Source organism: Janthinobacterium aquaticum (assembly GCF_009208565.1).
In the GTDB taxonomy this organism is placed as follows: Bacteria; Pseudomonadota; Gammaproteobacteria; order Burkholderiales; family Burkholderiaceae_D; genus Janthinobacterium.
Genome location: NZ_WFLK01000010.1, coordinates 93,971 through 115,377, shown reverse-complemented (window position 1 = coordinate 115,377; position 21,407 = coordinate 93,971). Strand labels below are relative to the sequence as shown.

Below are 21,407 nucleotides of genomic sequence, written 5' to 3'. Positions count from 1 at the left end.
CTATGGCCAGCATGACTTTGAACCTGGTGCGCGACCCCTATGGCAAGCTGGTGCTGACCGATGCCGATGGCGAGCAGCATGTCGGCGTCTCGCCGGTGCGCGCTTTTCCGATCCAGGCGCCCGAGGAAGGTATCTCGCTGATGAAAAGCGACGGCAAGGAAGTGGCGTGGATCGATCATCTTGACGAGGTGCCCGAGCCGGCCCGTTCGCTGCTGCGCGAAGAACTCGAAGGGCGCGAATTCATGCCCGAGATCGCGCGCGTAAAAAGCATTTCCAGCTTTGCCACGCCGTGTACCTGGTATGTCGATACCGACCGTGGCGAAACCGAATTCGTGCTCAAGGGCGAGGAAGATATCCGCCGCATCGGCGCGGCGTCCTTGCTGATCGCCGACAACCACGGCATCCAGTTCCTGATCCGCGACATGTTCAATGTCGACAAGCAGACCAAGAAGATCCTCGACCGCTTCCTGTAATGCCACCTTTGGCAATCGAAGTCGAGCTGCTCGACTTCTCCCGGCTGACACCAGCCGAGGTGGCTGCCGGACTGGTGCTGCTGCCGGCGCATGAACAGGCGCGGGCGCTGCGCTACCGGCAAGCGGCGGGGCGCGCTGCTTTTGTCAGTTGCCGTCTTTCCGTGCGCCGCCGCCTGGCAGCGTTGACGGGCCTTGCACCGGCTGAGGTGCCTCTGGTGCGCGACGAGCATGGCCGGCCGCATTGCCAGCTGGCCGGCCTGCCGCATTTTTCCATTTCACATAGTCACGCACTGGCTGCCATTGGCTGGTGCAGCGAGGTGCTGGGCGTCGATCTGGAACTGGCCGCACCACCGGGCAGCGACGATGCCGGCCTGGCGCCGCTGATTTTGTCGGCAGGCGAGCAGGCGCTGTACCTGGGGTTGCCGGCGCCGCAGCGCGCTGCTTATCTGATACGCGCGTTTAATGCCAAAGAAGCGGTATTGAAGGCGATGGGCTGCGGCATGCATGTCGAGCCGCACCGCCTGCAATCGGAAGGGCAGGGCTATCTGTCGCCGGCGTGGGGCAGTGCGCCGGCGCAGTGCTGGCAGGTACACCAGCAGCGACTGCAGGAAGAGTGGCTGCTGAGCGTGGCCGTGGCGGCGCCGGCGGTGGTTGAACTGACGTTTACTGGAACGCCACTTCGGCAAAGCTCCTGAGCTTGCGGCTGTGCAGCCGGTCCACGCCCTGGCGGCGCAGCAGTTCGACCGCGCGGATGCCGATGCGCAGGTGCTGGTCCACCCGCTCGCGGTAGAAGTGGTTGGCCATGCCGGGCAGCTTGATCTCGCCGTGCAGCGGCTTGTCGCTCACGCACAGCAAGGTGCCGTACGGCACGCGGAAGCGAAAGCCGTTGGCGGCAATGGTGGCGCTTTCCATATCGAGCGCAATCGCGCGGCTCTGGCTGAAACGGCGCTCGGGCGTACGTTGCGGCAGCAGTTCCCAGTTGCGGTTGTCGGTGCTGGCCACGGTGCCGGTGCGCATTATGTGCTTGAGATCGAGCCCCGTCAGCTGGGTGATTTCAGCGACCGCCGTTTGCAGCGCCTGCTGGATTTCCGCCAGCGGCGGAATCGGCACCCACAGCGGCAGATCTTCGTCCAGCACATGGTCTTCGCGCACATAGGCGTGCGCCAGCACATAGTCGCCCAGGCTTTGCGTGGTGCGCAGCCCGGCGCAGTGGCCCAGCATCAGCCAGGCGTGCGGACGCAGCACGGCGATATGGTCGGTAATGGTCTTGGCATTGGCTGGGCCGACGCCGATATTGACCATGGTGATGCCGCTGCCGTCGGCGCGCAGCAAGTGATAGGCCGGCATCTGCGGCAGGCGCGGCGGCGCAGCGCCCAGCGCGTCGTTGTGATGCGAGGCATGGCCGACACGGCGCGTGACCACATTGCCCGGCTCGACGAAGGCGATATAGCCATCGTCGTCCGACGGCGAGCCCGCATCGGGTTCGCGCGCCATCATGGCGTGGCCCAGGCGGATAAATTCGTCAATATAGAACTGGTAATTGGTAAACAACACGAAGTTCTGGAAATGGTGCGGCGAGGTGCCGCTGTAGTGGCGCAGGCGCTGCAGCGAATAGTCGACGCGCGGGCCGGTAAACAGCGCCAGCGGCTGCGCTTCGCCATGTTCGGTTTCATGCGTGCCGTTGGCAATGCCGTCATCCATCGCCGACAAATCGGGCAGGTCGAACAGGTCGCGCATGGCCAGGCGGCGCCCGGCGTCCATATTGCCTTCGATATGGTCATGCTCGGCAAACGAGAAATGCACGGGTATCGGCTGGGCGCTCACGCCCACTTCCAGCAGCACTTTCTGGCCGTTGTTATGGTTCTTCAGCAGCAGCGTGAACTGGTCGAGATAGTAATCGGCAAACAGGTCGGGGCGCGTCAGCGTGGTTTCAAACACGCCGGGACCGGCCACGAAACCGTAGGCCAGCGGCGAATCCGCACGCGCCACGGTTTCGGTCTGGATGCGCACGAACGGGTAGCAGGCGCGCACGCGTTCGTGCAGGGGTTCGCCGCCGACAAAGCGCTGCAGCGCATCGCGCAGGTGGGCGATGCTGGCCTGGTAGATGGCTTGCACCTGTTCCAAAGCCAGGCGGGGATCGTCGAAGCGTTCAGTAGCGATAAAAGAAGGCGTATGCACTTGATAGCTCCTGTAGATGTGGTGCATATCATTGTAAGCCAGTGTTCGTATTTGCGTGGTGAGGGGATAGTTTGAAACGGCGGGCCGGAGACGCGGGTTTGAGAAAATGCCGATGGCGGCGTTGCGGCTCCTTGCCCTCGACATTTTTCAGCCCCGCTTGGCCCGAGGCGCCTGTGCTGGAGTCGGGATGATTGATGCTTTGCTGGTGTGATTGCGTAGCAGACAAACGCTGTGGTGGATGGTTGTATTTGCGTGGTGGCGGGGTACGTCGACTATGAACGGCGGGCCGGAGACGCGGGTCTGAGAAAATGCCGATGGCGGCGTTGCAGCTCCTCGCCGTACATTCGTACTGTCTTCGTCGCTGCGCCTTGCCCTCGACATTTTTCAGGCCCGCTTGGCCCGAGGCGCCTTTGCTGGGGTCGGGGGTGATTGATGCTTTGTTGGTGTGCTTGCTATGGAAAAACTTGGTGGCTGGCTGATGCAGTTAAGGTGCTATTTCTGGCTGAATAACTTCGCCTATGCGAAGGAGATTACCATCAGGATCTACAATCGCAAATTCCCTGAGTCCCCAGGGTTTTTCTTCCAAGGGATGCATGCGCGGGATGCCTGAATCAGGCAGGCCGGCAGCCAGGCACGCTTGATACAGGTTCCGCACATCGCCCACGCGGATATAGCAGCCTGCCCACGACTGGGCAGGCACCAGCTCTGCATGAGTGAAGAAGTGCACTTCGATGGTGCCGCGGTTGAAAATTGCGTAGTCCTGGCTGAATTCGTGCGCCCCGCCTTCAAAACCCAGCTGCTTATAAAAACCGGTTGTTGCGCTGATGGAGCGGCATGGCAGGATCGGGATGGCGGAATCGGTATGGTGGCTCATTTCGGTGATTATGGGTTACTTTTTTAGTTCGGTCACTAAAGGCAGCTTGTGCCCCAAAGCAGACGGCCGCGCCTCATATCCGCTACCAAAGATGAACGGCTAAAAATCAGACCTTCACTTTGTCGCGGCGAAGCAGAAACCATATAGTTGCGCCGAGAAAGATGAGAAGAAATGGAAGACGGAAAACACAGAATATGAATAATTGAAACTGCCATTCTGACTCATACCCGACTAAGTCAGGAATGTCGAGACGGCTCTTCACATAATAGTACGCGTAGCCCCCCGAAACAGTCATCCAGCCTAGCAATGCAAGTGCTAGCGATTTTTTGAGTGATATTCGCTTGGTCATTTATGGTCAGTTCTACTCGATATACAGGACCCTGCTCTACAGCGTCTCACTAAATTCTGGCGCTCAGCGGAGGACGGATTTTGGCCGAACGCAGCCGTCGCTCCCTAGCATAGCAGCTTGCCCAGCGGCGAAACTCAGCAATTCTCACAGTCGATCGATGACGCGCAAAGAAAAGATAGGCCATGGGCTTCAGGTGGCGTCGCGCATGCCGCCAGGACCAGGTGTCGTGGATTCGAACAGGGAAATGGTCCAGGTTATATCGGGATATACGGAAGTGGCTTCTGTACCCAGGTCTATTTCAATAAAACCGCAAGACTTTAGCATAGAGCTGACAAGGTCAACGCGGTGATTTTCAAAAAAGCGATCATCTCGATCACGACGATCTTGAAGCAAACCAGGCTGCATTGAAGGTAATGAGAATAGCACCTTCGCGGTTGGCTTGAGCACCTGCAGAATGGATTTCCACGACTCGATAAAACAGTCCTCGGGAATATGCATTAACACTGCGCTGCACAGCACGCCATCGAAACCCCCGCCGAATGGCACGTGAGTAAGAGGTAGTCGATCAGGTTTCACGCGCCCGGCCAGTTCGGGATGTTTCGTCAGAGCGTATTTTCGCATCGCGTCATTGGGTTCGATGCCATAGGCGTCAACGCCGGTTTTTATTAAAACTGCCAGGTCCCGGCCGGAACCTGATCCGACATCGAGTACCTTGTCGCCTTCTTTAAAAGCAGCTTGAAAATATTTCGAGATGGCGCTGTGCGATGCCTCTGAATCGGCCGCGCCCTGTTGCACGTAGCTTTCATAAAACTTGGCCGTCATGTGATCCATGCTGAAGCGCTCCATTTCGTCTGCTTTTGGCCCAGGCTGGGACAAAACGTCAATCTCTATAAACGTTAAGCCAATGCATTTTACCGCGCCAATTGTTTACCAAACGCTCACGTAACTTTGCCCGGCCAGAACCGCCGCATGGTCTGGCGCTCCTGCTCTTCATCGTGCAGCGCCAGTGCCGGTTTGACCAGGTCACTGCGGCTGATAATGCCCACCAGCCGGCGCTCGCCATCGACCACCGGCAGGCGTTCGAGCTGATGGACGGCCAGGCGGGTGGCCAGGGTGCGGCAGGTTTCGGCCTCCAGCGCCATCAGTGGCGGGTTGACGCCATACAGCTCGCCCACCTTGCGCGTAGCTGGACGCGCTTCGATGGCGGTGCGGTCGAGCATGCCGACCAGGATGCCGTTGCGCGTGACCGGGTAGGCGCGGTGCTGCTGGTGCAGGCCGAAATGGCTGGCCAGCACGTCTTCTACCCGCGCTTCGGCGTCGATGCTGATCGGTTTGGTGCTCATCACTTCGGCCACGCTGTGGCGCTCGAGCGGGTCGATGCTGTATTCGCGGAAGATATGGTGGCCGCGGCGGGCGATTTTCTCGGTCAGGATCGAGCGGTGCATGGTCAGTACGGTAAAGCCGTAGGCGACGGTGGCGGCAGCGAGTACCGGCAGCAGGGCGTTGGCGTCCTGCGTTAGCTCGAATGCAAACACCACCGCCATCACCGGTGCGCGCATCATGCCACCCAGCGTGGCGGCCATAAAGACCAGCGGCCAGATGGCCGGGTCGCCACCGGGCAGGTAGGGGCCGAGCAGGGCGCCCAGGCCCGCGCCCAGCATTAGTAGCGGCGCCAGCACGCCGCCCGAGGTACCGGAACCGAGCGCGATCAGCCAGATCACGGCTTTCACCAGCAGCAGCGCGGCCAGTGCGCTCGCTGCCAGGTGATTGCTCAGCAGGTCGCCGATCACGTCGTAGCCCACGCCCAGCGCGCGCGGCTGGAAGTAGCCGCCGATGCCGACCGCAAGGCCGCCGATGGCCGGCCACCACATCCAGTGCACGGGCAGCTTGTGAAATGCGTCTTCCACGCGGTACAAGGCAGTTGACAGCAGCCAGGCCATGGCGCCGCACAGCAAGCCGGCGATCACGCACGAACCGAGCGCCAGCGGTGGCATGACGGCGGTTTGCATCGGGAACAGCGGGCCGCTGTCGATCAGCAGCGGGCGCAGAAAGCCGGCCACCGCGCAGGCCACGGCCACCGGCGCCAGGCTGCGCGGGCGCAGTTCAAACAGCAGCAGTTCAACCGCCAGCAGCAGCGCGGCTATCGGCGTGCCGAACACGGCCGTCATGCCGGCCACGGCGCCGGCTACCAGCAGCGCTTTGCGCTCGGCGCCGCTTAAATGGAAGTGCTGCGCGATCAGGGATCCGATGGCGCCGCCGGTCATAATGATCGGGCCTTCGGCGCCAAACGGGCCGCCGCTGCCAATCGCAATGCCCGATGCCACCGGCTTCAATACCGCCACCTTGGGCGACATGGTGCTTTTCTTGAACAGGATCGCTTCAATGGCTTCCGGTATGCCGTGGCCGCGGATCTGCTCCGAGCCATAGCGCGCGATCAGGCCGATCACCAGGCCGCCGATCACCGGCACCGCAATCACCCATGCGCCCAGCGTATTGTCGGCGGGCGAGGTGGCGGCGGTGGACAGGGTCTGGAAGAAAAACAGATTAGTAAAGAAGCGGATCGCGTGCAGCAGCAGATCGGCCGTGACGGTCGACAGCGCGCCGATGACGGCGGCAATCGCGGCGATCAGCAGCAGCCTGGCCTTGCCGTCGAAATCGCGCCGGCCGTCGTATTGCGGTTTGCTCTCGTGCTGGCTCATGCTGTTTCGTCCTGTGAAAGTTTCGGGATGGTAAAGACGCCGTCGAGCGACAGCAGCTCGGCGCGGTGGCGCTCGGCCAGGCGTGCCATCACCGCTTCGCCGGCCGGCAGCAGATGCACTTCGACGCGGCGCTTGTCGGCCAGGCTGGGCTGGCGCTCGACCAGGCCCATGGTTTCGCAGCGCGACACCAGCGCCACCACGCCGTGGTGCTTGGCCTGCAGGCGCTCGGCCAGTTCGCCCACACTGGCCCAGTCGCGGCCCGGGTAGCCCTTGATATGGAGCAGTAGCAGGTATTGCAGCGGCGTGATGCCTTCGGCCTGCACGGCGTCTTCGGAAAAGCGCTCGAAGCGGCGCATCTGGTAGCGAAATTCGGACAGGGCCGAGAAATCAGCCTTGCTCAGGGTAGGCGGTTTTGAAGTGGCCATGATTGCGTTGTCAATGACGGGGATGCAGAATATATCATAACGTGATGTATTTTTCTTGATCCGGATATTTTTTAAGGAGACTGGAAATACCTGGGCACTTGACTGCTTCAAATAGAATTGCTATTCTATTTGAATGGTCAGACTAGCCAAATTCAACGAAAACCACTTTATCGACAGCGCCATCGAGATTGCCGCCCAGTGTGGCTTTGCGGCCGTGTCGATGTCCGCCATTGCGCTCAAGGTGGGCGCGCCGATCGGTTCGGTGTATCACCGCTTCGACTCGCGCAGCGCCATCCTGGCGCGTGCCTGGCTGCGTGTGAAAGCTGACTTTCGCAGCGAAGTGGCCAGCCTGTGGGCGCGCGGCGACGGCGATACCTGGGCCGGCGTGCACGGCCTGCTCGACTGGTGCCGGCGCAAGCCGGTGTATGCGCGCTTCCTGCTGCAGTGCACGGACAATCCCGATTTCAACGGCGCCTTAAGCGCAGAACTGATGGCCGAACTGGAAGCGGAGCAGGCTGAACTGGACGCCTGTTTCGAGCGTTGCATGGCCGCCCTGCATGGCGATGGCAGCCATCTCGGCAGCACGTTGCGCTTCATGCTGATCGACGCGCCGGTGGCCATTGTCAAACCGTACCTGACCCAGAACCAGCCGATACCTGCCAGTGCCGACGCCATGCTGCGCGCCTCGCACGACGCCGTGCGCGGCTGGGCAGCCCTCTCAACACCTCACTGAAAAAGAAAAACACATGCGCTACTCCACCCAGCTCGAACACGGCAAGAAAATCCCGCTGCACGATGAAGAAGGCTTTGCCGGCATGCGCGCCGCAGGCCGCATCGCCGCCGACACGCTCGACTACATCACGCCCTTCGTCAAACCCGGCATTTCCACCGCCAAGCTCGACGCCATGTGCGAGGAATTCATGCGCGCCGCCGGCGCCATTCCGGCCACCATCGACTATCACGGCTACAAGCACGCCAGCTGCATCTCGGTCAACCACGTGGTTACGCACGGCATTCCGTCCGAAACCAAGATTCTGAAAGTGGGCGATATCCTCAATATCGACGTCACGCCCAAATTCAACGAATGGCATGGCGACACCAGCCGCACCTTCAAGGTTGGCGCCGTATCGATCCTGGCCAACCGCGTGGTCGATACCGCCTACGAGGCGATGATGGTCGGCATTAACACCGTCCGCCCTGGCGCCACGCTGGGCGACGTTGGCGCCGCCATCGAAGCGGTAGCGAAAGCCCAGGGCTTTTCCTCGGTGCGCGACTTCTGCGGTCATGGCGTAGGCAAGGTGTTCCACGACACGCCGCAAGTGCTGCACTATGGCCGCGCCGGCACCGGCATCGTGCTTGAACCGGGCATGATTTTTACCATTGAGCCGATGATCAACGTCGGCAGCTACCAGGTCAAAGTGCTGCCGGACAAATGGACCACCGTCACCAAAGACCGTTCACTGTCGGCCCAGTTCGAGCATTCGCTGGCCGTGACCGAAACCGGCTTTGAAATCTTTACCTTGTCCGCCTTGCCTGACGCGCGTGCCTGAGTCTGAGTATGGGCGGCCTGACGCATAAGCTGCTGCAACGCCGCAGCGAGGATGCGCAGGAGGTGCACGATACCTTGCAGCGCATTGCGCTGTATGTGCTGCAGCGCGAGCAGATATTCGATGACAGCGTGCTGCGCGACGCGCGCATCGCCGCGCTGGCGCCGCAGGTAGCCGCCCTGGTCATGATTGCCGAGTGGCTCGCGTATGTGGAGTGGGAAGGCTATGCCAGTGCGCGGCACATGAAGTTCGACAGCGTGCTGGCGCAGCTGTCAGCGGCCTTGCAGCTGCCTTTGCTGGCAGAGCAGCTGCAGCAGGCCGTCAATGTTCAGCAGTTCGAAGCGCTGCGGCCCGTGTTGTTGCAGGCGCTGTTGGCGCATGTGGAGCGGCATGTGGCTATGTTTCCCTGATGCCGCCGGTTCAGGAAAATCCGTAGGTCGGATTAGCCGCGCAGCGGCGTAATCCGACAACATTGTTGGCCTTGATCGTGGTGGTGTCGGATTACGGCCTGCGGCCTAATCCGACCTACGGCCTAATCCGACCTACGTGATATGGCAGCCATCAAGGCTGCCCCTGTTTCACCGCCTTGATCGCCCGCTCTTCTCCCATGCTCGCGGCAATCTTCCAGCGCTGCATGGCGCTGGTGCGGTCGGGGCGCTTCAGGCCGGCGCCTTCCCAGTCCATCAGGCCCAGATTGTAGATATCGGCGGCGCTGCCCTTGTCGGCGGCCATGGTGAACCATTTGCGCGCCTCCTTGTTGTTGACCGGGGTTTGATAGCCGCGCACGTGGTACAGGCCCAGTACGTGCATCGCTTCGGTATTGCCCTTTTGTGCCGACTGTTTCAGGAAGTCCAGCGCGCGCGGCATATTGCGCGGTTCCTGCCAGCCTTCGGCCAGCATCACGCCCTTGGCTGTCAGTGCATAGCTGTCGCCCCTGGCCAGCGCCTTGCTGATCCACGGCTTGGCGGCGACCTGGCGCGCCTGGCGCTGCTGTTCGGTAACGTTGCCCTGCGGACCAAGGCCGCGCCCCATCAGCTGCATCCAGCCGTACAGGCCGTAGGCGCGCGCATCGCCTTCCTTGACCAGGCTTTCCAGCATGGCCAGCGCGGCCGGCTGGTCGCCATTTTCATACAGTTTGATGGCTTTCGCTGCGCTGGCGTCGACTACCGGCGGTGCTGCATGCGGCGCCACGCTGGCCGACGGCAGCGCCGGCGCGGTATTGGGCAGCGGACGCACGCGCAGCGGCAGCATGTAGGCGCTGGCCAGCACCGCCAGCGTGGCCGGCGCCAGCACCAGGATCTGCGCCAGCCGGTTGCGGCGGCCCTTGCTGGCGATCTGCATGGCGCGTTCGGCCTGCGCCTTGCCGCCCAGGGCCGAACTCAACACGGTTTTCACCTGCTGGTTGAACAGCAGATAGCCCGCGCCGGTGGCCAGCAGGCCGGCCAGCGCGCCGAACCTGGCGCCAAAGAAAAACCAGACCGCTACCGTGGCCACCAGCGCGCCCAGCGCCGCCTTCCACCAGAACTGCTTGGCCAGGCGCGTATAGACCTGGCGCAGCGCGCCCAGCACGCCGGTGCGCACGCTGTTGGCGTAGTCGGGCGAGACCACGTCCACATGCGCATGGTCGTTCTCGCCGCTGAGCACTGATTCGATCACGTCGGCATTGAGTTCGGAGGCGGCCACGTCGCGCAGCGGCACCAGCAGGCTTTCCACATGCGATGAAAACAGGCCATCGTCGGCGCTGCCGGCCAGCGCATCGGTGAGCGTCTTGAGGTCGCCGCGCAGCAGTTTTTCAATAATGTCGTCGAGCGTCAGCCAGCGCAGGTCGTTGCCATACGCCACCACATGATGTTTCTCCTGGTTGCACACGGCGTCCAGGCGCACGATGCGCAGCTTGCCCGCATACAGCGCGTCGACTTCCTGCGGATGGTCGGGGTCGTACACGCTCACTTTGGCCAGCGACAGGCTGCCGGCCAGTTGCGCCAGTGCGTGCACGCCTTCCTTGTCGCGGATGCGCCGCGCATCGTCTGGCGCCTGCTTGGGCAGGTTGACGCTGTAGGCGGGCGCCACGTGGACGTCGAGCCAGGCGGCGTTGCCGGTTTTGCCCGAACCGTCGCAGGGATTGCAATGCAGGTCGCCCACGCCGTTGCAGGTGCGGCAGGTCACGACACCGCTGGCGCGGCAGGTGCCGCAATTGATATTGCCCAAGCCGTGGCAGGTCAGGCAATTGACCTTGCCGTAGCTGCAATGGTGGCAACTGCGCGACACGGTGCGGTAATGCGGCCGCGTTTCCGTGTGGTAGACGGTGCGCGAGCTGCCGTTCTCGTAAATGGTGGTCGGCACGCTTTCCTGCACATAGTCGGTCACTTGTTCGGACACACTGCCGGTGCCGCTGCAGTAAGTGCAGGACACCTTGCCGGTGCCAAAACAGCCGTAGCCATCACAGACGACCGTGCGCACACCGCTGCACTTCCAGCAGGTCTCCTCGGTGCTGCCGTAGCAGGTGTTGCAGTTGACGCGTCCCTTGCCATGGCAGTCCGTGCACTGGTCCAGATGCCAGTGGCGCACTGCATGGCCGAGATACAGCCCCGGCTCGATGGCGTTGTAGCGGTGGCCCGACTGTTGCAGTGCGGTTTCAAGCTTGCCGGCAGCGCGCCGCAGGCGTTCCTTGGCTTCGTCCCGGGCGCGTGGCTGGACCTGGTGTGCGGCGCAGCAATCGTCGCCGGCCACTGGTAAAAAATGGCCATTGATCAGGCGGCTTTCCAGCCGCGCTTCCAGCACATAGTTGGCCTGCAGCGCAAAGTCCTGCAGCAGTTCTTCTTCCGCCAGTGCGGTAATCTGGTGCGGCTCGAAGCGCGTCTTGTCTTCGACCAGCGTGCGCAATTTCTCCAGCACGCTGTCGCCGGCCGGGCTTTTGTCAAGGCGAATGGGCGCCTGATCGGGCGGCGTGACGGTTGACGCTGGCGCTATTGGCGTCTTGGCGTCGCCTGTTTCCATGCTGGCCGTCGGCTCGCTCGGGTTCATGCACACATCCTTTTGCTAAAAAGAAAGATTTTGGATTTTAGCATTGAACAGCCGGCGTTCCACTGCCTGGAGCGGCTTTTTCAGTGCATGCTGCAATGCAACTGATCGGCCGCCATGCGACAATGACGGCCAACTTTTCAGGAGCATTCCATTGATGCAGTCCAGGCATTATCTGTTTCCCGTGATCGCCGTGCTGATCTGGGCCGTCAATACCATCGTCAGCAAGCTGGCCGTCGGCGTGATCGATCCGGCCGCGATTTCGTTTTACCGTTGGCTGCTGGCAGGGGTGCTGCTGGCCTGCGCTTTCGGCCGTCCGGTGTGGCGCCAGCGCGCCGCCATCCGCCCGTACCTGGGCAAGCTGTTCGTGCTGGGCATGCTGGGCATGGTGATGTACCAGTGCCTGGCCTATGTGGCCGCGCAAACGACCAGCGCCACCAATATGGGCATCCTGGCGTCGATGATGCCGCTGATGGCAGTGGGCCTGTCGGTGCTGCTGCTGGGCGAGGCCGCAACAGTGGGCGCAGTAGCCGGCGGGCTGGTGTCGCTGGCCGGGCTGGCCTATCTGCTCAGCCATGGCGAGCCGGCCGCGCTGCTGGCCAAGGGGGTTGCGCTGGGCGACGGCATGATGCTGCTGGCCTGCCTGTCGTATGCGGCGTATGGGGTGCTGCTCAAGCGCTGGAAAATCCCGCTGACCAACTGGCACAGCCTGCTGATCCAGGTGTGGTGCGCAGTGCCGGTGCTGCTGGTGTATTACCTGCTGCGCTCGGCGCCGCCGGTGACCTTGGGCGGCCTGCCACTGGTGCTGTTTGCCGGCATTCCCGCTTCGATTGTCGCGCCGTTCCTGTGGATGCATGGCCTGGCGCGGCTCGGCCCCAGCCGCGCCACCACGCTGATGAATTTGCTGCCAGTGTTTACCGTGCTGATTGCCATCGTGTTCCTGGGCGAAACAGTGCACGGCTATGATCTGATCGGCGGCGCGGTAACGTTACTGGGCGTGATCATGGCGCAGACGCTGAAGCGTCCACTGCGCCGCACTATTGCCTGACGACGTCGTTCAGGCTGCTACGATTGTCGCTTCCAGCAGCTTGACCAGCGACTCCACGCCTTCGGCGTCAACTTCGTCGAAGCGGTTCGGCAGCGGGCTGTCGAGGTCGAATACGCCCATCACCTGGCCCTGGGCAAATACCGGCACCACCAGTTCCGAGCGCGAATTGACATCGCAGGCGATATGGCCGGGAAACGCATGTACGTCCGGCACCACGATCGACTTGCCTTCGACCACGGTGCTGCCGCAGACGCCGCGCCCCTTCTTGATACGGATGCAGGCCGGCTTGCCCTGGAAGGGGCCGAGCACCAGCTCGTCGCCCTGCAGGAAATAGAAGCCGGCCCAGTTCAGGCCCGGCATGGTATTGAAAACGAGCGAGCTGAAGTTGGCAGTATTGGCGATCAGGTCGCGCTCGCCGGCCAGGAGGCCCTGCAGTTGCGAGCGCAGGTCGGCGTACATGGCCTGCTTGGCGGCAGGGGTGTCGGTGCTGTAGGCAGCGTCGCTGATGGTAAAGGTCATGGTAGGAGCAGGATAAAAAACGTGAAGCCGCTATGGTAGCGCTTCTGGCGCATTGGCGTCCAACGGCGCTGCCAGGGTGGCGGCCGCCAGTTCGCGCAGCAGCGCCAGGCCAGGGTGCAGCGCCTGCGCCTGCCACACCAGGCCGATACCCACCGCCAGCTCGTCGCCTTCGAGCAGCGGGCGGTACACCACCCCATCCCGGCGCAGCGCGCGAAACGAGGCGGCCAGCAGCGCCACGCCCTTGCCGGCCGCCACCTCGCCCAGCAGCACATGATGGTCGTGCGGCTCGCGCAGCCAGCGCGGCGCAAAGCCGTGACGGTCGAACAGCTGCTGGCAGTAATCGAAAAACGCCGGCTGGCGTGCGCGCTCGAACCAGTAGACGGCTTCGCCGGCCAGGTCGGCCAGCGCCAGCTTGCGCTTGCGTGCCAGGCGATGGCCGGACGGCAGCGCCAGCAGCATCGGCTCGCGCCGCAGCGCCATCACGGCCAGCTCCGGCGTGGCGCTGGGCAGCGCGATCATGGCGGCGTCAAGCTGGCCCCGGCGCACCGCAGCGACCAGGCGCGGCGAGGGCGCAGCCGTCAGTTCCAGCCGGCATGCCAGCTGCGCTTCGAGAGCGCACAACAAAGGCTGGAACAGGCCCGCTTCCACCGAGCTGGTCAAACCCAGCCGCAGGCGCGCCGGCACCGCGTCGCGCTTGAGCGAAGCGGCTGCCGCATCGAGCAGCGCCAGGATCTGCTGCGCCTGCGGCAGCAGCGTGCGCCCGGCGTCGGTCAAGGCTACGCCATGCGTATCGCGCTCGAACAGGCGCGCGCCCAGCCGCTCTTCGAGCTGCCGGATGGCGCGCGAGAGTGGCGGCTGGGTCATGTGCAGCTGCTGCGCCGCCTGGCGAAAATTGAGGCAGCGCGCGACGCTGCAAAACAGCATCAGGGCATGCGTATCGAGAGGTCTCATACCTAAAAGGTATCACAAACTTGCCCATTCCACCGGCATGGGCCAGCACGGATACTGCCTGCACCTGATTACTGACTGGAGAAACTCTATGCAACAACGACGCATCGGCAACAGCGGCCTGAATAGTTCGGCGCTCGGCCTGGGCTGCATGGGCATGTCTGAATTTTACGGCGCCACCGACGAGGCGCAGTCGCTGGCCACGCTGGCGGCGGCGCTCGAGGCCGGCGTAACGCTGCTCGACACGGCCGACGCCTATGGCTTTGGCCACAATGAAGAACTGCTCGGCCGCTTCCTGCACGGCCGGCGCAGTGCCGCGCTGGTGGCCACCAAGTGCGGCCTGGCGCGCGAGCCGGGCAGCTATGCGCGCCGCGTCGACAATAGCGCCGCCTATATCCGCCAGGCTTGCGAGGCGTCGTTGAGGCGGCTTGGGGTCGACACCATCGACCTGTATTATCTGCACCGGCTGAACCTGGCCACGCCGCTCGAGGAATCGATGGGCGCACTGGCGCAGCTGGTGCAGAAGGGAAAGATTCGCGCTGTCGGGCTGTGTGAAGTCAGCGCGGCCACGCTGCGCCGCGCCGCCGCCATCCATCCGGTGGCCGCCGTGCAAAGCGAGTATTCGCTGTGGACGCGCGAGCCGGAAGAGGACGTACTGGCGGCCTGTCGCGCCATCGGCGCCAGCTTCTTTGCCTACAGTCCGCTGGGGCGCGGCTTTCTGACCGGCGCCATCAACGGCACGGCCGCGCTGGGCGCCGGCGACTTTCGCCAGTCCAATCCGCGCTTCGCGCCCGACAACCTGCCGCACAACCTGGCTATCGCGGCGCGGGTGCGGCAACTGGCGCAGGACAAGGGCTGCACGCCGGCCCAGCTGGCGCTGGCCTGGCTGCTGGCGCAGGGCGACGATATCATTGCGATACCCGGCACCAAGCGCATCGCTTATCTGCACGACAACCTGGGCGCGCTGCAGGTGGCGCTGAGCGCGGACGAGCTGGCCGCCATCGGCGCCGCCTTTCCGCCCGGCGTGGCCGCCGGCCAGCGCTATACGCAAGAAGGCATGAAAGGCATTGCGGTGTAAGTGGCCGGGAACCTAAGCGCTGGGCTGCGTGCGCCAGCTCACGCGGGCCATTTTTACCGCCCGGCAATATCGGCTTGATCTGCTAGCATTCCGGATAACGCGCCGCATCGTGGCGCAAGGTAGACAGGAAAGGTGGATCGCGCATTGCTGGAAGAAGATATTTTCGATATAGAACTAAAATTGTTGCTGGAAGGGATATTGTTACGCTACCAGCACGATTTCCGCGACTATTCGGTGGCGTCGCTGCGCCGGCGCATGCAGCAGGCCATGGAGCGCTACGGCTGCGCCACGGTGTCGGAGCTGCAGGGACGCATCCTGCACGAGCCGGCCATGTTTGCGCAGATGCTGCAGTTCTTTACGGTCCAGGTCAGCGAAATGTTTCGCGACCCGGCGTATTTCCGCGCACTGCGTGAAAAAGTCGTGCCGATACTGCAAACTTACCCGTCCATCAAGATCTGGGTGGCCGGCTGCAGCAGCGGCGAGGAAGTGTGGTCGCTGGCCATTATGCTGGAAGAAGAAGGCTTGCTTGAACGCGCCATGATTTATGCGACCGACATCAATGTCGAAGCGCTGGCGGCGGCCGAGGCGGGCATTTACGCCATCGAGCGCATTGCCCAGTTCAGCGAGAATTACAAATTGTCCGGCGGCAAGCGCAGTCTGTCGGACTATTACACGGCGGCCTATAACGGCGCCATCTTTGATCGCCGCCTGCGGCGCCACTTCGTGTTTGCCGACCATAGCCTGGCAACCGACAGTGTCTTTTCTGAGGTGCATATGGTGTCGTGCCGCAACGTGATGATTTACTTTAACAAGGATCTGCAGGACCGCGCCGTGGGCCTGTTCCATGAAACGCTGGTCAATCGCGGCTTCCTGGGCCTGGGCATGAAGGAAAACCTGCTGTTCAGCCGCCATGCGGACAGTTTCCGCGAATTGTCGGCGGCTGAAAAAATCTACCAGCGGGCCTGACGCCATGCCCGGCGGCCTTGCACCGTTCTTTGCAGCGTCCCCTGCACAGTCCGCTGCACCATCGGCGGCGTTACGCCTGGTCGCCATCGGCGCCTCGGCCGGCGGGGTCGAGGCGCTGGGCGTGCTGCTGCGCGCCTTGCCGGCGCGCTGCCCGGCCGCCGTGGTGGTGGTGCTGCACCTGGCGCCGGGCCATTCCAGTCGCTTGCCGCAGTTGTATGCGCAGCAATGCCTGCTGCCGCTGTCCGAAGCGCAGGACAAGGAGCCGCTGCTGCCGGGCCGCGTGTATTTTGCGCCGCCCGACTACCATTTGCAGATCGAACCCGATTTCAGTTTTTCGCTGTCGCTCGAAGCGCCGGTGTTTTTTTCGCGCCCGGCTATCGATGTGCTGCTGGAAACGGCGGCGCTGGCCTGCCGCAGCAGCATGCTGGCCATTATCCTGACAGGCGCCTCGGCCGATGGCGCGCGCGGCCTGGCGCGCGTGCGCCAGCTCGGCGGCGGCGCGTGGATACAGGATCCGGCCACGGCGGTATCTGGCGTCATGCCGGCGGCCGCACTGCGTCATGCCGGCGCCGACCAGGTGCTGGAACTGGGCGAACTGGCGGCGTGCCTGGCCCGCCTGGTCGATGCCGCGTAGCGATAAGCAGGCGCAGCGAGCGTACACAAGTGCAGTCGCGCGCATGAAAGCGGCGCAGTGCGTGTAAGATAGGCACACTCCAAAAGCAAGGTTAATGATTGCATATCAAACCGCCTTCGACTGTCCTAAGCTAGCTGATAACTGATCCGTGACTGCACCTATCCATATCCTCGTCGTAGACGATATTGCACAAAACCTGGTAGCGGCCGAAGCCGTGCTGGCGCGCCCCGGTATCGTGATCCTGAAAGCCGCTTCCGGCGCCGAGGCGCTCGAACTGCTGCTCACGCACGAGGTCGCGCTGGCCCTGGTCGATGTGCAGATGCCTGAAATGGACGGCTTCGAGCTGGCCGAACTGATCCGCGGCAGCGAGCGCACGCGTTCCATCCCGATTATTTTCCTGACGGCCGCCTCGCGCGAGACCGGCTACAGCTTCCGCGGCTACGAGGCCGGCGCCGTCGATTTCCTGTACAAGCCGATCGACGTCAAGGCCTTGCAAAGCAAGGTGCAGGTGCTGGTGCAGCTCTACGAGCAAAAGCGCGCATTGTCGGCCCAGCTGGACCAGCTCAAGCATGCGCTGCACCTCAATGAACTGTTTACCGCCGTGCTGGGGCACGATTTGCGCACGCCGCTGTCGGTGGTGATGAACGGCGCCATGCTGCTGCCGATGATGAGCGACCAGCCCAAGGTGGTGCAGACGGCGCAGCGCATCGAGACCAGCGCACGGCGCATGGCCAGCATGGTTGACCAGCTGCTCGACCTGGCGCGCATCCGCTCGGGCACCATGGAACTCAATTGCAGCATGCATGACTATGTGGCCCTGGCGCGCGCCATCATGGCCGAATTTGAAACGCCGGGCCAGCCTTCGCCGATCGAGCTGGTGCAGGTGGGCGAACTGCATGGCATGTGCGACGCGGGCCTGCTGTCGCAGGTGCTGTCCAATCTGCTGGCCAACGCCCTGACGCATGGCGAGCAGGGTGCGCCGGTGCAACTGGCGCTGGACGGGCGCGCGGCCGACATGATCGAGGTGCGCGTGGCCAATCGCGGCGTGATTGCACCGGCCATGCTGCCGACGCTGTTCGAACCGTTCCAGCAGTCGGGCGAGAAGCGCAGGACCGGCCAGGGCCTGGGGCTGGGCTTGTATACGGTTGACATGTTTGTGCGCGCCCATGGCGGCAGCGTGCAGGTGACTTCCACACAGAGCCAGGGCACGGTGTTCGTGCTGCGCATTCCGCGCCAGTGCCAGCAGGCCCAGCTCAAGCTGCCGCCGGGAGCGCCGCCAGCATGACGCAGGTCGCACGCACTTACCAGCCGCTGGGCGGCGGCGCCACGGGCGAACTGGTGCGCCGGTTCGACTGGGCCGCCACCAGCCTGGGGCCGATGGCAGGCTGGTCGGCCAGCCTGCGCACCAGCGTCGACATCGTGCTCAATTCGCCGATGGCGATGGTGCTGATGTGGGGGCCGCAGCATGTGATGATCTATAACGACGAGTACGTGAAGATTGCCGGCGCGCGCCATCCGGCTGCGCTGGGCGGCACCGTGCCGGCCATCTGGCCCGAGATCTGGGACTGGAATGCGCGCATCCTCGAAGCGGGCCTGCGCGGCGAAACCCAGGTGCACCGCGAATGCGTGCTGCCGCTGCTGTGCGACGGCGTGCCCACCGATATCTATTTCGACCTGTTCTACACGCCCGTGCATGGCGACGGCGGCGTGGTCGAAGGTGTGCTGTGCACGGCGCTGGACCTGACGGCGCGACTGGCCGAAGGGCGCGAGCTGAAACAGGCCAAGACCGAACTGGAGCAACTGAACCAGGACCTGCAACAGGAAGCCAAGGCGGCGCGCAACGCCAGCCGCCGCCTGGGCGAAGAACGTGCGCTGCTGCGTTCGCTATTCCAGCAGGCGCCCAGTTTTATGGCCATGCTGCGCGGACCACAGCATGTGTTCGAGCTGGCCAACGGGCACTATATCGACCTGGTCGGTGGGCGCCAGGTAGTGGGCTTGCCGATCGAGCAGGCTCTGCCGGAAGTCAAGGCGCAGGGCTTTGTCGACCTGCTCGATGAAGTCTACCGCACCGGCATTGCCTATGAGGGACGACAGGTACGGGTCGACTGGCAGATCGAGGGTGACACCTCGCCGCCGTCGTATGTTGACTTTGTCTACCAGCCGATCAAGAACGATGCCGGCGAGGTCAGCGGCATCCTGGTCGAAGGTATCGATGTGACCGAGAAGATGGAAGCCGAAGAGCGCCTGCGCCTGGCGCAGCAGGCCGGCGGCATCGGCACCTTCGAATGGTTTCCTGAAACAGGCGCAATGGTGGTGTCGCCGACCTTCCGCCACCAGTGGGGCATTGCCGATGATGCCGAGATTACCGATCAGCTGCTGGTGAGCCTGATCGACCAGCGCGACCGTGAAAAGGTCGGCACCAGCCGCATCGGCCAGTCGTCCAACCCGCTCGAATACGTGGAATACCGCGTGCGCCGCCCCAGCGACGGCCAGGTGCGCTGGATTGCGCGCCAGGGCGAAGTGGTGGACGGCAAGGCGCCCGGCCAGCGCCGCTATGTGGGGGTGTCTTTCGATGTGACCGAACGGCGCGAAATCGAGGAAGCGCTGCGCGCCAGCCAGGACCGCATGGCCGCCATCTTCGGCCAGGCTTCGGTGGGCTTGTCGGAGCTGAGCCTTGATGGCTGTTTCCAGCGCGTCAATGGCGCCCTGTGCACCATGCTGGGCCGGCCGGCCGAAGAATTGCTGAACCTGAACATGAGCGCCATCCTGCATCCCGACGATGTGGCCGGCAACAGCCTGATGTTCCAGCGCCTGGTGGAAACGGGCGAGTCTTTCACGCTGGAAAAGCGCTATATCAAGCCTGACGGCATGCAGGTATGGGTGTCGAGCAATGTCAGCCGACTGGTTGATGAGCAAGGTCAACCGCGCGCCTTGATCGCCGTCAAAACGGATATCACGGAGCGCCGGCGGGTTGAAAAAGCGCTGCATGAATTGAACGAAACGCTGGAACACCGGGTCGAACAAGAAGTCACGGAACGCACCAAGGCGGAAGACGCCTTGCGCCAGGCGCAGAAGATGGAGGCGGTGGGGCAATTAACGGGCGGCATTGCGCATGACTTCAACAATGTGCTGCAGATTATTTCGGGCAACCTGCATTTGCTGCAGCACTTGTCGTCGCCGGACGCGGCCACGCGCCAGCGGCTCGATACGGCGATTGCCGCCGTCGAGCGCGGCGCCAAGCTGTCGTCGCATCTGCTGGCGTTTGCGCGGCGCCAGCCGTTAAAGCCGGTGGTCACCGATCTTGCGCGCGTGGTACGCAATATGGATGCGCTGCTGCGGCGCGCGCTGGGCGAGGCCATCGAGATCGTGCTGATCGGCGGCGGCGGGCTGTGGAATACGCTGGTCGACCGCAGCCAGATAGAAAACGTGATCCTGAACCTGGCCATCAATGCGCGCGACGCGATGGACGGCGCCGGCAAGCTGACGATTGAACTGGGTAATGTGGTGCTCGATGAAAACTATGTGCGCAATCTGATGGATGTGCCGGCTGGCCAGTACGTGATGCTGTCGGTCACCGATACCGGCAAGGGCATGAGCGGCCCAGTGCTGCAGCGCGCGTTTGAACCGTTCTTTACCACCAAGCCGGAAGGGGCGGGCACCGGCCTGGGCTTGTCGATGGCGTATGGTTTCGTGACCCAGAGCCGCGGCCATATCCGCATCTACAGCGAGCCGGGGCATGGCACGGGCGTGAAGATTTACCTGCCACGCTCGCTGATGGCGGAAACGGAAGAAGAGACCGAATTGAGCGGCGTGGTCACCGGCGGCACCGAAACGGTGCTGGTGGTGGAAGACGACGTCGGCGTGCGTACCACCGTGGTCGATATGCTCGGTGCGCTGGGCTACAAGGTGCTCAAGGCGGAAGACGGCGAAAGTGCGCTGGCGGTGCTGCAAAGCGGGGCGCAGATCGATCTGTTGTTTACCGACGTGATCATGCCTGGCCCCGTCAGCAGCACCGAGATGGCGCGCCAGGCGCGCGAGCTGCAGCCCGATATGGCCGTGCTATTTACGTCGGGCTATGCGCAGGATGTGATCGTGCATGAAGGACGGCTCGACGCCGGTGTGGAATTGCTGAGCAAGCCATACCGGCGCGAAGAGCTGGCGCACAAGCTGCGCCAGGTGCTGGCCGTGCGCCAGCAGCAATTGCAGGCACGCCGGCAGGAGCTGCCTGGAATGGCGCTGGCCGGTACGCCGGGGCTGGACCTGACCGGCCACGCGCCTGAGCCAGCCGACGCTTCGCCTACCTCGCTGCGCATCCTGGTGGTGGAAGACAACCTCGATTCGCAACTGATGGTGTGCGAGCTGGTGGGCATGCTCGGGCATACGGTCAGCGGCGTATCCGATGGCGAGGCGGCCTGGCAACTGCTCAATGAGCAGGACTTCGATATCCTGTTTACCGACGTCAGCCTGCCCGGCATGTCAGGCATCGCCCTGGCGCGCATGGTCTTGCGCGACAAGCCCGGGATGCGCATTATCTTTTCCACCGGCTATGGCAAGGAATCGATGGACGAGCTGGGTTTTTCCGCCAGCGTGCTGCGCAAACCGTATGATTTGATGGAATTGCAGGCGGCGCTGGATCAGGCTGGGTAAG

The 21,407-nt window shown here is 63.2% G+C and carries 19 protein-coding genes; 11 read left to right on the top strand and 8 right to left on the bottom strand.

The features are described from left to right. Window positions 1-2: 2 nt before the first annotated feature. Together GCM43_RS16525 and GCM43_RS16520 are read left to right on the top strand one after the other, a co-directional pair. Window positions 3-473, top strand: coding sequence for a cyanophycin metabolism-associated DUF1854 family protein (locus GCM43_RS16525; protein ID WP_152246213.1), 471 nt, complete (start codon window positions 3-5; stop codon window positions 471-473). After that, on the top strand, window positions 473-1,168 hold the full coding sequence (locus GCM43_RS16520; protein WP_152246211.1) for a 4'-phosphopantetheinyl transferase family protein: 696 nt from the start codon (window positions 473-475) through the stop codon (window positions 1,166-1,168). Before GCM43_RS16525 ends, GCM43_RS16520 begins: the two co-directional genes overlap by 1 nt. Here the strand turns inward: GCM43_RS16520 and GCM43_RS16515 are convergent. The 5 genes from GCM43_RS16515 to GCM43_RS16495 all read right to left on the bottom strand — a co-directional run bounded on the left by GCM43_RS16515 (window position 1,137) and on the right by GCM43_RS16495 (window position 6,998). Continuing rightward, entirely contained in the window at window positions 1,137-2,651 is a 1,515-nt protein-coding gene (locus GCM43_RS16515) for an AMP nucleosidase (protein WP_461653581.1), read from the bottom strand. The two genes, GCM43_RS16520 and GCM43_RS16515, sit on opposite strands and share 32 nt — an antisense overlap. A gap of 484 nt (window positions 2,652-3,135) precedes the next feature. Continuing rightward, on the bottom strand, window positions 3,136-3,525 hold the full coding sequence (locus tag GCM43_RS16510) for a bleomycin resistance protein (RefSeq protein ID WP_152246207.1): 390 nt from the start codon (window positions 3,523-3,525) through the stop codon (window positions 3,136-3,138). A 538-nt stretch (window positions 3,526-4,063) separates the two neighbouring features. Further along, a complete protein-coding gene (locus GCM43_RS16505) occupies window positions 4,064-4,705 on the bottom strand; it encodes a class I SAM-dependent methyltransferase (RefSeq protein ID WP_193315645.1) in 642 nt (213 codons plus the stop codon). A gap of 107 nt (window positions 4,706-4,812) precedes the next feature. After that, on the bottom strand, window positions 4,813-6,573 hold the full coding sequence (locus tag GCM43_RS16500) for a chloride channel protein (protein ID WP_152246203.1): 1,761 nt from the start codon (window positions 6,571-6,573) through the stop codon (window positions 4,813-4,815). Then, window positions 6,570-6,998, bottom strand: coding sequence for a MarR family winged helix-turn-helix transcriptional regulator (locus tag GCM43_RS16495; RefSeq protein ID WP_152246201.1), 429 nt, complete (start codon window positions 6,996-6,998; stop codon window positions 6,570-6,572). The genes GCM43_RS16500 and GCM43_RS16495 overlap by 4 nt, the downstream gene beginning before the upstream one ends. A gap of 133 nt (window positions 6,999-7,131) precedes the next feature. On the opposite strand from GCM43_RS16495, the gene GCM43_RS16490 reads away from it, so the two are divergent. Genes GCM43_RS16490 through GCM43_RS16480 form a run of 3 tightly spaced genes read left to right on the top strand, consistent with a single transcriptional unit; the run spans window position 7,132 to window position 8,955 of the window. Further along, window positions 7,132-7,731, top strand: a complete 600-nt coding sequence (locus tag GCM43_RS16490; RefSeq protein WP_152246199.1) for a TetR/AcrR family transcriptional regulator — start codon at window positions 7,132-7,134, stop codon at window positions 7,729-7,731. Window positions 7,732-7,744: 13 nt separating this feature from the next. Further along, window positions 7,745-8,548, top strand: coding sequence for a type I methionyl aminopeptidase (gene map / locus GCM43_RS16485; protein ID WP_152246197.1), 804 nt, complete (start codon window positions 7,745-7,747; stop codon window positions 8,546-8,548). 8 nt (window positions 8,549-8,556) lie between these two features. Further along, a complete protein-coding gene (locus GCM43_RS16480) occupies window positions 8,557-8,955 on the top strand; it encodes a hypothetical protein (protein WP_152246195.1) in 399 nt (132 codons plus the stop codon). Between the two features lie 151 nt (window positions 8,956-9,106). Here GCM43_RS16480 and GCM43_RS16475 read toward each other — a convergent pair whose 3' ends face one another. After that, window positions 9,107-11,569: a tetratricopeptide repeat protein gene (locus GCM43_RS16475; protein WP_152246193.1), complete on the bottom strand. Its 2,463-nt coding sequence runs from the start codon at window positions 11,567-11,569 to the stop codon at window positions 9,107-9,109. Between the two features lie 154 nt (window positions 11,570-11,723). Here GCM43_RS16475 and GCM43_RS16470 point away from each other — a divergent pair, with 154 nt between their 5' ends. Then, window positions 11,724-12,614 (top strand): DMT family transporter, encoded by an 891-nt coding sequence (locus GCM43_RS16470; RefSeq protein ID WP_152246191.1) that lies wholly within the window; start codon window positions 11,724-11,726, stop codon window positions 12,612-12,614. A gap of 9 nt (window positions 12,615-12,623) precedes the next feature. On the opposite strand, the gene GCM43_RS16465 is transcribed toward GCM43_RS16470, so the two are convergent. Next, complete coding sequence (locus GCM43_RS16465) at window positions 12,624-13,133, bottom strand: GAF domain-containing protein (protein WP_152246189.1); 510 nt, start codon at window positions 13,131-13,133, stop codon at window positions 12,624-12,626. A gap of 30 nt (window positions 13,134-13,163) precedes the next feature. Continuing rightward, window positions 13,164-14,084: a LysR family transcriptional regulator gene (locus GCM43_RS16460; RefSeq protein ID WP_152246187.1), complete on the bottom strand. Its 921-nt coding sequence runs from the start codon at window positions 14,082-14,084 to the stop codon at window positions 13,164-13,166. Between the two features lie 88 nt (window positions 14,085-14,172). Here GCM43_RS16460 and GCM43_RS16455 point away from each other — a divergent pair, with 88 nt between their 5' ends. From GCM43_RS16455 to GCM43_RS16435, 5 genes are all read left to right on the top strand, one after another. Next, window positions 14,173-15,159: an aldo/keto reductase gene (locus GCM43_RS16455; protein ID WP_152246185.1), complete on the top strand. Its 987-nt coding sequence runs from the start codon at window positions 14,173-14,175 to the stop codon at window positions 15,157-15,159. Between the two features lie 132 nt (window positions 15,160-15,291). Then, window positions 15,292-16,125, top strand: a complete 834-nt coding sequence (locus tag GCM43_RS16450) for a CheR family methyltransferase (protein WP_226929519.1) — start codon at window positions 15,292-15,294, stop codon at window positions 16,123-16,125. Window positions 16,126-16,129: 4 nt separating this feature from the next. Next, a complete protein-coding gene (locus tag GCM43_RS16445; RefSeq protein WP_152246183.1) occupies window positions 16,130-16,759 on the top strand; it encodes a chemotaxis protein CheB in 630 nt (209 codons plus the stop codon). A 148-nt stretch (window positions 16,760-16,907) separates the two neighbouring features. Continuing rightward, window positions 16,908-18,044, top strand: a complete 1,137-nt coding sequence (locus GCM43_RS16440) for a hybrid sensor histidine kinase/response regulator (RefSeq protein ID WP_152246181.1) — start codon at window positions 16,908-16,910, stop codon at window positions 18,042-18,044. Then, window positions 18,041-21,406 (top strand): hybrid sensor histidine kinase/response regulator, encoded by a 3,366-nt coding sequence (locus GCM43_RS16435; RefSeq protein WP_152246179.1) that lies wholly within the window; start codon window positions 18,041-18,043, stop codon window positions 21,404-21,406. The genes GCM43_RS16440 and GCM43_RS16435 overlap by 4 nt, the downstream gene beginning before the upstream one ends. Window position 21,407 lies beyond the last annotated feature (1 nt).